A 14,024-nucleotide genomic window follows, 5' to 3' on the forward strand; every position below is an offset into this window, starting at 1 on the left:
CTTTTCTGCTGCCCGTGGCAGTCTTTAAAGCTATCCGCACCTAATAATTCTCTTTCACGAATCTGCGGAGGGCTTCCAGGGATCTTTCCACCTTCTCCGTATCAATACAGTACGCCATACGGAAATATCCTTTAACCCCAAAGCTGTCAGAGGGAACCAGAATCAGGTCATACTGCAGCGCTTTCTTACAGAATGCTACTGCATCCTCTTCCAGTGCCTTTGGGAAAATGTAGAAGGTGCCTCCCGGTCTGACACAGGAAAAGCCAAGATCTGTCAGTGCCTGATAAAGCAGCTTCATATTGGTCTCATATACCTTCATATCCGCTGTTTCATCTACTACCTTTGCTACCGCAAGCTGGATACTGGAGGACGGGCAGTTATGTCCGATCCCTCTTGAGATCTGTCCCATCATGGGTACCAGAAGCTCTGCGTCTTTGCATGCCGGATTCACTGCCACATATCCGATACGCTCACCGGGAAGGGACAGGGACTTGGAATAGGAATAGCAGGACAGAGTATTTGCATAAAACCTTGAAACATAAGGAAGCTCTGCCCCGTCAAAAACGATCTCCCTGTAAGGTTCATCGGAAATGATAAAGATCTCGTGTCCATATTCCTGCTGCTTTTCCGTCAGAAGCTTTGCCAGCTTTTCCAGTGTTTCTGCGCTGTAAACAGCTCCGGACGGATTGTTCGGGGTATTGATGAGCACTGCTGCCGTATTTTCGTTCAGCATTTCAGTAAGCTTCTCAAAATTGATCTGGAAGCTCTCCGTATCAGCAGGAACCACCTTTAAAACAGCTCCTGTCAGATTGACATAGGGACCATATTCCGGGAAATAGGGTGCAAAGGTCAGTACCTCATCCCCCGGCTTTGTCACACAGCGCAGGGCATGTGCCAGAGCGCCTGCAGCACCGGATGTTGGGAAAATATATTCCGGTGTATAGTTCATGCCAAATCTCCGGTTCAGGGACGCAGCCACGCTTTCCTTGAATACGGGAAGTCCAAGACTTGGACTGTAGCCGTGCAGCTCCATGGAAGTCTTTGTCTTAAGGAGCTCTTCCATCTCTTTTGTATAATCGTCCGGCACCGGTACAGACGGATTTCCCAGACTATAATCGAATACATTTTCATATCCGATCTCTTTTCCTCTCGCTGCGGCGAATTCGGAAAACTCCCTGATTACAGATCTTCCTCCAAGCATGTTTTTGTACTGTTCATTGATCATAGTTAGTCTTTCCTGCTTTCTTTATTTTACAGAAGATGCGATCAGTGTCATATCTCCCTGCAGTTCCACCTTGCCAAAGCCTGAAGGAAGGATAAAGTGATCTCCCTTTCTGATCATCTGTCCATTAACAAGACCTTCTCCCTCTATCACGCTCATGATCAGGAAAGGATGCTCCTGCTCAAAGGAAACCGGCTCTGTTACGGTTAATTTGTATACCTTGTAATAATCACAGGCGATCAGCTCATTCATAGTGTTTGCCGGCAGATCTGCTGCATGACTTACACTGTCCTCTGCAGAAGGTGCCGGTACAGTGATCACATCGATACTCTGCTGTACGTGAAGCTCACGGGGCTTTCCATTGGAAAGTCTGTCATAGTCATACACACGATAGGTAATATCGCTGTTCTGCTGAGTTTCCAGAATCATCAGGCCGCCCTTGATCGCGTGGACAGTTCCGGGATTGATCTGAATAAAGTCCCCCTTCTTCACCGGTACTTCACGGATCAGCTCTGACCATCTCTTCTGATCGATCATTTCCTTCAGCTCTTCTCTGCTGCCTGCATTGTGGCCAACCACCAGTGTCGCATCCTCAGGGCAGTCCAGAATATACCAGCACTCTGTCTTTCCAAGAGATCCGTTCTCATGTACCTTGGCATAGGCATCATCAGGATGTACCTGGATACTTAAATCTGCCTTAGCATCAATGATCTTGATCAGCAGAGGGAACCGGTCAAGAGGAAGGTTTCCAAACAGCTCCGGCTCCTCTTTGAACAGCTCGGAAAGCTTTCTGCCTGCATATTCCCCTTCTCTTACGGTGCAGTCTCCGTTTGGATGTGCGCTGACTGCCCAGCACTCACCTGTCTTGTCACTGGGGATCTCATAGCCAAACTTCTCGGCAAGCTGATTGCCGCCCCAGATCATTTCCTTAAACACAGGATTCAAAAACAAAATCGGCCTTGTCTTCTTGTTCACAGTTAACTCCCTTCCATTGGATTCTATGATTTTCTGATACCAGAATGCAGAATCCTTCACAATCCTTTTCTGTGTCTTAAAATCTACATATACAATACCAAAACGCTCGGTATATCCCTTGTCCCATTCAAAATTATCAAGGAAGGTCCACAGGAAATAGCCCCGCACATCAGCACCGTCATCATTTGCTCTCTGCAGTGCAGAAATATACAGATCCAGAAAATTCTGTCTGTTGGGATCATGTACACGGCCATCCAGTGACACATCATCATGACAGGACATGCCGTTCTCTGTAATGTAAAGAGGTAAATGATACCGCTCATACAGGAACTTCACGCCATAGTAGAAGCACTCCGGTGTAACCGGCCAGCCTGCTGCTGTCTTGGCAGCACCTGCTTCCCTGTCCACATACTCCGGCTCTCCGTCCTCGCCCTGTCTCATCATATATCCGTTATAAATGTTTTGTCCCATAAAATCAAGGGGCTGGGAAATAAGTTTCATATCCTCATCTGTAATTTCCGGCAGATACTCAGCAAATTTCTTAAGTCCCTCTTCCGGATATTTTCCAAGAAATACCGGATCATTGAACCATGCCACATTCCAGGTCCAGTTGTCCATGGGCTGGTGGAAGCCAAACAGCGTCTTTCTTGCAGCCTCGATATCCTCCGGGGAATCGGTAGCAGGATATGCCATGCCACAGGTCGGCGCATAGCCTACCTTGATCGGTCTGCTGGCATATTTCCGGAGATTGATAACTGCCTGGCCATGGGCACGGAGTGCATTGTGGGCGATCTTAAATACATCCTTATAAGGAAGCTTTAGCCCCGGCGCATGCACTCCCGACAGATGTCCAAGTCCCACAAAGCATTCCGGCTCATTTAAGGTAATGAAATATTCGCAGATATCAGAGAAATTCTCTGCCACTACCTTCGCATATTCTCCGAACCACTGTATCACATCCTCATTCAGCCAGCCGCCCTTGTCCTGCAGCGCCTGCGGAAATTCCCAGTGATACATGGTGATATATGGCTCGATCCCGTTCTCCTTCATGGAAAGGATCATGTCCCGGTACATGGCAATGGCCTTTTCATTCACCTTTCCCGTACCTTCCGGCAGGATCCTCGCCCAGCTCATGGAAAAGCGGTACGCTTTGATCCCAAGCAGCTTCATCAGCTTATAATCCTCTTTATATCTGTGCATGTGGTCACAGGCGGTATACGCATCCTTTCCATCCAGGATCCTTCCCTCTTCGGCAAAGGTATCCCAGATGTTCTTACCGCATCCATCCTCCGGATCTCTTCCCTCTACCTGATAGGCGCTGCTGGCAACGCCCCACACAAAATCATCACGAAACATAGTTTTATCTCCTTTTATTCCGAATTTCCCTGTCAGCAGGATCCAATGACGGATACCAGGTAAAACGGAACTGCATCCTGCTCTGTTGCTTCCACGATCTCGATCTCTACCTTATGTATACCGGGTTCCATATGTCTTGTCACCGTATCAATATACAGACAGTCTCCCCATGTCTCCTTAAAGTTTCCATCTAATACCATAGCCGTATCTTCTCTGCCATCTACTGTAACCTTTGCAATGGGAGTTGGCTGCTTGACACTCTTACGGTACTGTACCGCAATGCCGGTTCCTTCGATCTCAAAGGTAATCTTATCGCCCACATAGCTTCCTGTCCATCCTCTTCTGAAGATCTCAAGAATATTGTCCTGAGGCTCTAGATCAGCCACAAATCCTGCAAGAACAGGCTCTGAATTATGATTCTGATATCTCACAGAATGCTCATAGGCATTTTCTGTGATCGGTGCAGGAAGTGTCCCTTCTGCAAAGGCAGCTTCTTCCTCGTTGTTTCTGTCCTCATATATCTTCTCAAGGAAGGTAGTGATCACTTTGGCTACCAGTGCATGGCCTGCGTCATTGGGATGAAGGTCATCCGGTGTGATCTCTCTGTTTTTGATCCTTCCGGACTCGATCTCCGGCCAGATTGTTTCCTTCATGCTGACCATGGGAAGTGCATAAGCCTTTGCTACCTTCAGATGCATTTCCTCTGCATTCAGTCCGTCGTCATACCTGACATTGTTCATCAGCATAACAGCCGGTCTGCAGGCATCTGACAGTGTGGTTCTTACAAGACCCTCATACGTTTCCTCAAAGAATTCCGTATTTTCATCATTCACCGCAAACTCGATCAGCACGAAATCCGGCTGATAGGAAAGCAGATGCTCCTTTACTCTGGAAACGCCAAACTGGGATGTGGTTCCGCCAATTCCCGCATTGACAAAGGTGATCTCTGACTCCGGGAATTTCTTTTTCCACCACTCATATACCAGATAGGCATAACAGGTCTGCGGTGTGGAAGAAAGACTTCCCTGAGTAATGGAACCGCCAAGAAAACCTGTGGTAATGTCCTCTCCTCTCTCTGCCTTTTTCATACATTCCTTGATTTTTTTCCAGTTTCCTCTGTTGATCATTCCCTGATCAAACTTAACCTGATATTCCATAATCGTTTTGCTCCTTTTCGCTTTTTTATAATCATGAAATATTAAGAAAGGGCCTGCTGACGAATCTAACAAGCCCTTTTTAAAACTATTTCACTGTTCCTTTTCTTATCTGATACCGATCTCTGTATCAGCCTCTGTTACTACACTGTGCTCTTTGATATATGCTACGATCTCATCAAATTTGGTAAATGCAAGACCTACATAGCTGTCTGCACATCCGTAGTAAATAGCGATCTTTCCGCTTTCAGGATCATGAATGGTAGCGCAGGGGAAGCATACGTTGGGAACGAATCCTCTCTCCTCATACCACTCTTCGGGTGTCAGCAGGAAGGTCTCACATCTGTACTTCACGATAGAAGGATTCTCAAGATCCAGGATCGCACCTCCGATGGAATATACGAAGCCGTTGCAGGTTCCGCTTACACCGTGATAGAACAGCAGCCATCCTTCACTTGTCTCGATAGGAGCTGCACCTCCGCCGATCTTAACGGACTCCCACCATTCGCTGCCTTTGCCCATAACGTGTCTGTGTTTTCCCCAGTAAACAAGGTCAGGGCTCTCGCTGACAAAGATATCACCGAAGGGTGTATGACCGCTGTCAGAAGGGCGGCTCAACAGCATGTAGTTTCCATGAATTTTTCTGGGGAACAGAACTGCGTTTCTGTTGTAAGGAATAAAAGGGTTCTCAAGCCTTGTAAAGGTCTTGAAATCAGTTGTCTTTGCCATACCGATGGATGCACCATAAAAGTCCTGGCACCAGATGATATAATAGGTATCTTCTACCTTTACCAGTCTGGGGTCATAAGCATACTTCGGCATGAAAGGCTTTCCTTCTTCATCCACGAAAGGAATCTTCTCCTTATCAAAATCCCAGTGGATCGCATCCTTGCTTCTTCCCATATAGATATAAGGGATGCCGTTTGTCTGCTCGCCACGGAATACGCCGATAAACTCATCACCATAAGGCATTACGGCACTGTTGAAAATTCTGGCAACGCCTTCTACAGGATTACGTCCGATGATCGGGTTCTCTGTATATCTCCAGATAGGCGCTCCGGTCAGTCCTTCCGGCTTCTCCTGCCAGGGAACATTCTTTACCGGAGGGGCAATCATTTTAATTTCGCTCATATTATCTCCTTTACGCCTCAAAGGCTTTTTGTCTTATTTGGAAAGAAATTCCAGGTTCTTTTTGATCAGTTCACATCTCTGTGCTACGCACTCTACGCTTCTGCCGGGATCCTTCGGTGTATTGAATACATAATCGATCAGCTTGTCAACAGTTGTAGTTGCAACATGCATTCTTGTATCACTGGATGCGTAGTAAATAAATACCTCGCCCTTTTCATTTGCGATCGCACCGTTGGTAAATACAACGTTGGATACGTCACCGACTCTCTCGCCGCCCCTTGGTCCGATCAGCAGGCCTGAAGGCTCTGCGATCACTCTGGAAGGATCATTTAAGTCAGTTGCGAATGCGTAAATTACATATCTGAGTCCGGCTGCTGTATTTCTTACACCGTGTGCAATATGAATCCAGCCCTTTTCTGTCTTGATCGGCACTGCACCGGCACCGTTCTTGGCCTCAGTAATGGTATGATACTTACGAAGGCTTGTCATCTTCTCTTCGTCGATAACAGCATGGGTAATATCATCACAGAGTCCGAATCCGATACCGCCGCCTGATCCTGTCTCGATGAAGTCATCCATCGGTCTTGTATAGAAAGCATACTTGCCATTTACAAATTCAGGATGCAGTACTACGTTTCTCTGCTGAGGGGAGTTTAAGGTTACCAGGTTAGGCAGTCTCTCCCATGTCTTCAGATCCTTTGTCCTTACAATACCTGCTGCAGCAACTGCTGCAGAAAGATCATTGACTGTGGTATCCTTGCTCTCTGAACAGAATACGCCATAGATGTAACCATCCTCATGCTTGGTGAGACGCATATCATATACGTTTGTCTCTTCCTTGCAGGTATCCGGAAGCAGGATCGGGTAATCCCAGAAACGGAATCCATCGATTCCATTGTCACTTTCTGCTACGCCAAAGAAGGACTTTCTGTCATCTCCTTCAATTCTGGCTACCAGATAATACTTTCCATTCAGTTCGATCGCACCGGAATTCATAACTGCATTGATTCCCAGTCTCTTCATAAAATACGGATTGGTTTCCGGGTTTAAATCATACTGCCAGGTAAGCGGAATATGCTCTCTGGTCAGTACCGGATTCACATAGCGGTCATATATCCCGTTGTAAAAATCAGGATCTACTTCATTTTTCCTGTTAATAAGTGCTTCGTATTTCTTTAATTCTTCTTCATACTTCTGATGTAACATGCTCACTTTCTCCTTTCTCAGATCTCTTTTCCTTCTAATCTTCTGATTACCTCAAAGCACATTCTTCCATTGTGATACGGGCATTTCCAGGGTTCTACGATAGGTCTTCCCTCGTAAGGCTTTCCGCTTGGGTCTACCTCCCAGAACCACTCAGATCCCTGTCTCTTGTCCATCACATGATCCTTGATGAACTGCCATTCAGACTTTGCTGCATCCAGATACTCTGTCCTGGAAGGATCCTTCTGCCAGCCATTCAGGAAACCGATCACGGTCTCTGCCTGCACCCACCAGATACGATGTACATTTACAACACCTTTCTCACATTCATTTGCAAGGGAATGTCCGTCAAAGGCTACCTTATAGATCTCTGCTGTCAGATCCTTGGTAATAGGTGTCATTTTCTCTTCATATTTCTTCTCACCAAGAACTTCAACTCCACGATCCATCAGCCATGCCGTCTCGATATCATGACCATAGGAATGCAGATCCAGAATGGTGTTCATGTTCCTGTCAAAGAATACTTCCTGTCTGTGGAGCTTTGGATTATATACCTTATCAGCAAAGGTATCCATGATCCACTCAAGTCTTTCCTTTACCTCGGGGAGCTTTGCTACCCGGTAAAGCTCTGTATAGGCTTCAAATACATGAAGCAGGGTATTCATGGTCTTCTCAGCGATAACACCGTTTTCAGAAAGCTTGTCATTTTCCACTTCATGGAATTCCTTGTCAAAAGCTTCCTTATAACCGATCTCATCAGTGCACTTCGTCTCAATGATATGGAACAGCTCCTTTGCCATGGCAAGAGCTTCCTCATCATGGGTTGCCTCATAATAAGAGGAAAGTGCATAAATAGAGAATGCCTGATTGTAGGTATGCTTGGTTGTATCCTCCGGTGTGCCGTCATACTTCATGGACCAGAAAATACCGCCGTTTTCCTTATCCATGCAGTGTTCCTTCATGAAGGCAAATCCATGCTTTGCTTCCTCAAGAAGACTCTCATCCTTAAGAAGCGTGTAGGCATTGGCGAAGAACCATGTGATTCTGCTGTTTAAAATACAGCCCTTCACTGCCCTTTTATCCACCTTCAGGTCATAATCCATATAACCATAATAACCGCCAAATTCATCATCCCTCAGATTTTTCCAGAAAGGGATGATATCATTCAGCAAATGTGCTTTTACTTCTTCTAACATCATCATTTTGTTCCTTCTCCTTTACCATTTTGTGGAACTGATTCTGTCTCTTAGCCCTTGACTGCACCTGCAGTCAGTCCGCTGTATATCTGTTTCTGGCAGGTAATAAATACCAGGAGTGCCGGAAGCAGGGAAATGATAACACCCGCGCAGATCAGGTTGTACTTGCTTCCCTGGGGTCCTACGAAGGTATACAGGGAGGTAGCCACGGTTGGCAGCAGCTTCTTGTCCTGCAGGTAAAGATTGGCATTGTAATATTCATTATAAGTGCCAACACCCTTCAGAATACAGGAGGTTACAATTGCAGGCTTTAAAAGAGGAAGCAGTATCCTGTAGAAAATCGTGAAGTAGGATGCTCCGTCCATAATTCCTGATTCATCCAGTGAATAATCAATATTTTCAAAAAACTGGATGTAAATATAAATGGAAATAACATCAGTACCACACATCATAATGATATAACCAAGCAGGGAATTAATAAAGCCTAATTTCGTCATTATTTCATAAACCGAGATCTGCATCGCAACACCGGGAAGCAGTGTGGCAAACAGGAACAGATTACGGATCAGGTTATTGCCCGGAAACTTGAAACGGTTCAGCACATAAGCAAGCTGTGTACCCACCAGCGTAGACACTATCAGCACACAGACCAGGATAATAGTAGAATTGATAAATGCCTTACCCATATGTGCATTTTCGAATGCATAAACGAAATTCTTAAAATAGAGCCAGCTTTCCGGCATGGTCATAACATTGGTACTCTGGTACTCTGCATCTGTCTTAAAAGCAGTGACAACACAGGATATGATCGGCAGTATCGCAACAAAGGAAAAGAATACCAGTGATAAATACTTTAATGCTGTCAGAACATGAAGTATAATTTTGCGAAAGCTCATGCTTATCTACCTGCCTTTCTAGCTGCAGCCCTTGCCAGCTTCTTTTCTCTTCTTACCGCTGCATTGATATCCTCGTCCTCTGCATTCTTAAATACATACTTAAAGAACAGCTTCTGCAGGATCGTTGCTACGAAAATGATCAATAGCAGGATGATCGCCATGGCAGATGCCAGACCTACCTTCTGCTGGGTATGTGCGATCTCGTGCATGACCACAAAATAGGTTCCCGTTCCGTTGGCACCGTCTGTGATAACATAAGGCGGCTCAAATGCACTTAAGGATCCGGTAATGGACAGGATCACATTTAAGGTAATGATCGTCTTGATACTTGGTAAGATAATATAAATGAACTGTTGGAATTTATTTGCACCGTCCAGCATTGCCGCTTCATAAAGCTCAGAATCCACAGACATGATCGCACCGATAAAGAGCACCATGTTCTGTCCGAAATAACGCCATACAGAAGTAGCCACCAGAGAAATATTATTGATACTCTGGTCTTTTAACCAATACGGAAGATTGTCAAGCTGAAAGCCACACCACTGAAGCACAGTATCGAACACAAAGCCCCTGGTGTAGAAAAACTTAAAAATAAAGCCTACTGCAATACCATTGATCAAATAAGGGAAAAACATGAATCCCTTGAAGATATTCCCGCCCTTTACCTTAAAACTGAGTACGGTAGCCAGATAAAGGGAAAGTGCCAGCTGCACGATTGAACCGGCCATATAATAAAGGCTCAGCTTTAACGCTCCGAAACAATCGTCTCTCTCAAACACTTTAATATAATTCTTTAATCCTACAAATTTTCTTTCACCTACATACTTCATCTTATAAAAGCTGAAGCCAAACATTTCTGCAAAAGGCAGGTAGGTAAAGGTAAACAGAAGAACAAGAGGAATGACCATAAATGCGATCATAACAAAAACCTTCTGTCCATCTCTGCTTCTTGCCCATTCTAAAAAGGTTCTTTTCTTTAAAGGGGCAACCGTCTTTGACATTGCCATATAATTTTCCTCCCGACGATAATGCACGTCCTCTGACGCATTTAGAGCCAGGGAGAAACTCCCTCCCCGGCTCACAATATCACTTAATTTCTTTCAGGATTTCTGATTAGTATAAAACTTCGATCTCCAGTTCATCCTGCGCATCATTCCATGCAGTTGTCCAGTCAGCCATGATATCGTCAAGAGACTTGCTGCCGGTTGCTGCTGCTTCTACAATGCTCTGAACCTTAGCGTTACCACCTGCATTGAAGGACAGCTCGGATTCAGCATTCATTTCATTTAAGAAATCCTCTTCACCTGCAATAGCAGCTTCATCAGAAAGCATCTCGCAGCCATCAAATGCAGAGTACATATCGGGGTTCTCGCCACCGATCACTGTTGAGTAGCAGCCTTCCCTTACAGACCATCCGGATTCCTCAAGCATCCACTTGATGAATACGAGAGAAGCGGTCTTGTTCTCATCGGAAGAGTTGATATTTACTGCGTAATTATAATCACCGCCAGCAAGTGCGTACTGTGTTCCTCCAACAGTCATAGGGAAGGGCATGTAACCGATGTCATCACCGTGATCACCAGCTTCAACCATCTGTGAATATGCCCATGAGCCAAGAACCATAGCACCGATCTCACCATTGTTGATCATACCCTTGCAGCCTTCCCAGTCAGTTGTTGTATAGTCATCTTCGATCAGGCCATTAGCAACTGCATCATAGAGAATTCTGTACAGGTTGTAGATACCGGTATCATCACCGGGATCATCAAAGGGATTTGCTGTATGAACAAACTTCTGGTTCATATATGTAGCATCTCCGTTAGAAACAACACCAACGTAAGCGTCCCATGCACCCATGGTCCATCCTGCTGCATAGTTGGTATACAGCGGAATAGCATCTGTATTGTCTTTGATCAGCTGAAGGTCTTCAAGGAACTCTGTAGGAGTTGTAGGAAGCTCTGTAATGCCAGCTGCTTCAAATACTGCCTTATTGTAAACAACACCCTGTGCATTTCCCCATACAGGAATACCATAGGAAATTCCATCGTATGACCATGAATCAACAAAGTTCAGGGACTTGCTCATTTCTTCTGTTGAACCAAGAGGCATGAAGTAGGAAGAAAGATCCTTCTTATCAACTGCAGGGATCCACATAACATCACCCCAGTTACCCTGGGACAGACGAAGAAGTGCATCCTCAGCATAATCTGTAACACCCTCAGTCTTAACTTCAATGTTAGGGAACTTCTCATTAAACTTAGCGATCATCTCTGCCATGGAACCATCTTCCTCACGGTCAGTTCTGCAGTGAAGGAACTTGATGGAAGCGGTCAGATCTGTGTAATCATCAAGATTGATGTCCAGATATCCGGGAACGCCATCTGTTGTTGCGTCTGCACTTTCTGTGCTTTCTTCTGTAGTATCAGCAGCTTCTGTCGTTTCTTCGGCAGCTTCTGTTGTGTCAGCAGTATCAGTTGATGTGTCTGCTGTGCTTCCGCAGCCGATCATGGAAACAGTCATGGCTGCTGCAAGTCCGAGTGCTAATGCTTTTCTCAGCTTCATAATAAAATATCCTCCTTTTTTATAAACCTTTTCTTATAAGTTATTCAGATTTAACATTTAACTTAATTTTGTAGGTTAATTTTAATTATATTTAATTTAACTTTTTAATCATCACTCATTGTTGTTTTTTATATTATATTATTGCATACATTGTTCATTTCTTCTTTTTTACCAAATTTAACCTAGTATTTTTATCTATTTTCACGAAAACATTTTCGTTGAAGTGGATTTATTATTGCTTAAATTTTATTTATTAGCCTATTTTTTAGGTAAATTTATGTTAACTTAATTGTCTTGTTTTCAGACTCATTGCGTGTGATTGTTATTTGCAGCTTTTCTGAAAATATAATACAATGAAATTACCTCAGCTACACTCAGGATCATGCAAAGAAAAGCCGGCACAGGCTTCAGAAAGGAACAGAACCATGGAAATGATAACCTCCGTTTTTAAAGATGCCATAGCTGCCGCCGCTTCCACTGTCGAAATGCAGAATCCTTTCCTGCATGTTCTGTCTAGCGGCAGCTGTCAGGCCAACGCTCCCTGGTTCTATGAAGCAGCCCCTCTTTCCTGTTATCTTCTGCTCTATACCAGTAATGGCTGTGGCAAGCTCCTGTTTGGCAGCCAGGTATTTACCCTGGCTGAAAACACAATGGTCTTCTGCAGCTGTGAAAAACGTTTCCGTCTGGATGCTGCCCTGTCTCCCTGGGCATTTTCCCTGTATCTGATCTCCGGCTCTTCCCTGAAAAGCTACGCAGGACTGCTGTCAAAGGATCAGGAGCCTGTTGTCATGGATGTACCTCCCTTTTCAGACACTGCCCTGCATCTGCAGAAGCTTCCATCAGCTATTTCCTCTGACCAGAGTTCTCTGCTTTCCCATGCTTTGCTGACAGATATTCTAGTCGCAGGTATTATTAGACATGCCAATCAGGATCCCCAGCCTCTGCTGCCTTCCTATCTTGCGGAAGCCAGGATACTGTTTGATCATCATTTTGAGGAGAATTATTCCCTCGATGAGCTTGCCATGCGCTTTCATGTAAGTAAATACCGCTTTTGCCGTGAATTTGGTACTGCCTTTGGCGAGACTCCCCTCCAGTATCTGAATCAGAAACGAATAAAGGTGGCAAAGCATCTGCTGCTCACCACCTCTTTAAAAATCCACGAAGTTGGAAGTGCTGTCGGTATTGACAACACAAACCACTTTATTTCTCTTTTCAAAAAATATACTGGTCTGACTCCTCTTGTTTATCGTCAGACCGGTATGATACCTTAAATTCTTTTGACACTGCTTTTGACCACCATATGTCCGTCTACTACAGTGATCCCCTGCTTATAGCTTTCCCCGTTCATCTTTTTGATCAGGGTATTGATCGCTTTTCTTGCCATCTCCTTGATATCTACTTCATAGGACGTGATCTCCACATTGCAGATCCCTGGATGGATAAAATTATCAAATCCCGCAACGGAAATATCCTCCGGTACCCGGTAGCCTTTTTTCTCAAGCACATTGATCAGAATCCCCGCTGTCAGATCGCAGTTGCAGACAAATGCTGTCGGCATCTGCTCTGGAAGTCTGAACTCAAAATCATCACCTCTCTGTCCATCAGAAAGATTCCTGTCCTCGATCACCCAGTCCTCTCTCACCTGCTGTCCATGCTCAAGAAGTGCTTTTGCATAACCAAAATAGCGGTCTGTGATGCTTCCCGTATAAAGAAGCGTTCCCACATAGGCAATATCCTTATGCCCCATCTCAAACAGATAATCCGTCACCTTGTACATTCCGTAAAAATTATCTGTCACCACGCAGTCACAGTCATGTTCCTTATCATAAAAATCCAGAAAAAGCATAGGAACCTGTGCGTCACGGATCAACATATTCAGATAATCCTCTTTCAGAAGACCAATGATGATCACTCCCTGCACTTTGTTCTCCTGAAGAAGCCTTGGGAGCTCCCTGTGCTCCTGTTCTGCCTCCGCACTGAGTACCTCCAGCATGGTAAAGCACTCTTTACTGATTGCTTTGGTCGCTACTGCGCGGTACATTTTCCAGTAAAAGGATTCATACTGGTCAAGATATCTGTCAGAAATAATGATTCCGATATTGTAGCTTTTGCGTTCCTTCATTCTTCTTGCTTCTGACGGAGACTGATATCCCATTTCCTCTGCCAGCTGCTTGATCTTATCTCTCATCTCTTCGCTGACGCCTTTCTGATCAGAAAGCGCCTTGGAGACGGTTACTGTACTTACATTTAAAATCTTTGCTATATCGGCAAGTCTTACTGCCTTCGCCATGTTCCCCTCCACATATATGTAAGACTTTCCGGATTCTTA

The 14,024-nt window shown here is 44.9% G+C and carries 11 protein-coding genes; 1 reads left to right on the forward strand and 10 read right to left on the reverse strand.

Features of this window, described 5'->3' with window-relative positions; translation table 11 throughout:
- Positions 1–40 precede the first annotated feature (40 nt).
- The 9 genes from OCV77_RS01335 to OCV77_RS01375 all read right to left on the reverse strand — a co-directional run bounded on the left by OCV77_RS01335 (position 41) and on the right by OCV77_RS01375 (position 11,695).
- A complete protein-coding gene (locus OCV77_RS01335; protein WP_262572607.1) occupies positions 41–1,225 on the reverse strand; it encodes a pyridoxal phosphate-dependent aminotransferase in 1,185 nt (394 codons plus the stop codon).
- A gap of 21 nt (positions 1,226–1,246) precedes the next feature.
- Positions 1,247–3,553, reverse strand: a complete 2,307-nt coding sequence (locus OCV77_RS01340) for a GH1 family beta-glucosidase (RefSeq protein WP_262572609.1) — start codon at positions 3,551–3,553, stop codon at positions 1,247–1,249.
- A 32-nt stretch (positions 3,554–3,585) separates the two neighbouring features.
- Complete coding sequence (locus OCV77_RS01345) at positions 3,586–4,710, reverse strand: SGNH/GDSL hydrolase family protein (RefSeq protein WP_262572611.1); 1,125 nt, start codon at positions 4,708–4,710, stop codon at positions 3,586–3,588.
- A gap of 105 nt (positions 4,711–4,815) precedes the next feature.
- Complete coding sequence (locus tag OCV77_RS01350; RefSeq protein WP_262572613.1) at positions 4,816–5,838, reverse strand: glycoside hydrolase family 130 protein; 1,023 nt, start codon at positions 5,836–5,838, stop codon at positions 4,816–4,818.
- A gap of 33 nt (positions 5,839–5,871) precedes the next feature.
- Positions 5,872–7,044, reverse strand: a complete 1,173-nt coding sequence (locus OCV77_RS01355) for a glycoside hydrolase family 130 protein (RefSeq protein WP_262572616.1) — start codon at positions 7,042–7,044, stop codon at positions 5,872–5,874.
- Positions 7,045–7,061: 17 nt separating this feature from the next.
- On the reverse strand, positions 7,062–8,243 hold the full coding sequence (locus OCV77_RS01360; RefSeq protein ID WP_262572618.1) for an AGE family epimerase/isomerase: 1,182 nt from the start codon (positions 8,241–8,243) through the stop codon (positions 7,062–7,064).
- Positions 8,244–8,287: 44 nt separating this feature from the next.
- Entirely contained in the window at positions 8,288–9,133 is an 846-nt protein-coding gene (locus tag OCV77_RS01365; protein WP_118797214.1) for a carbohydrate ABC transporter permease, read from the reverse strand.
- A gap of 2 nt (positions 9,134–9,135) precedes the next feature.
- Positions 9,136–10,134: a carbohydrate ABC transporter permease gene (locus OCV77_RS01370; RefSeq protein WP_262572761.1), complete on the reverse strand. Its 999-nt coding sequence runs from the start codon at positions 10,132–10,134 to the stop codon at positions 9,136–9,138.
- Between the two features lie 112 nt (positions 10,135–10,246).
- A complete protein-coding gene (locus OCV77_RS01375) occupies positions 10,247–11,695 on the reverse strand; it encodes an ABC transporter substrate-binding protein (RefSeq protein WP_262572620.1) in 1,449 nt (482 codons plus the stop codon).
- 425 nt (positions 11,696–12,120) lie between these two features.
- On the opposite strand from OCV77_RS01375, the gene OCV77_RS01380 reads away from it, so the two are divergent.
- The gene (locus OCV77_RS01380) at positions 12,121–12,966 is read left to right on the forward strand and encodes a helix-turn-helix domain-containing protein (RefSeq protein ID WP_262572622.1); all 846 of its coding nucleotides are present in this window, start codon (positions 12,121–12,123) and stop codon (positions 12,964–12,966) included.
- Here OCV77_RS01380 and OCV77_RS01385 read toward each other — a convergent pair.
- Positions 12,963–13,985, reverse strand: a complete 1,023-nt coding sequence (locus OCV77_RS01385) for a substrate-binding domain-containing protein (protein ID WP_262572623.1) — start codon at positions 13,983–13,985, stop codon at positions 12,963–12,965. The genes OCV77_RS01380 and OCV77_RS01385 overlap by 4 nt on opposite strands.
- Between the last annotated feature and the right edge of the window lie 39 nt (positions 13,986–14,024).

The organism is Suilimivivens aceti, from assembly GCF_025567405.1.
Lineage (GTDB): Bacteria > Bacillota > Clostridia > Lachnospirales > Lachnospiraceae > Suilimivivens > Suilimivivens aceti.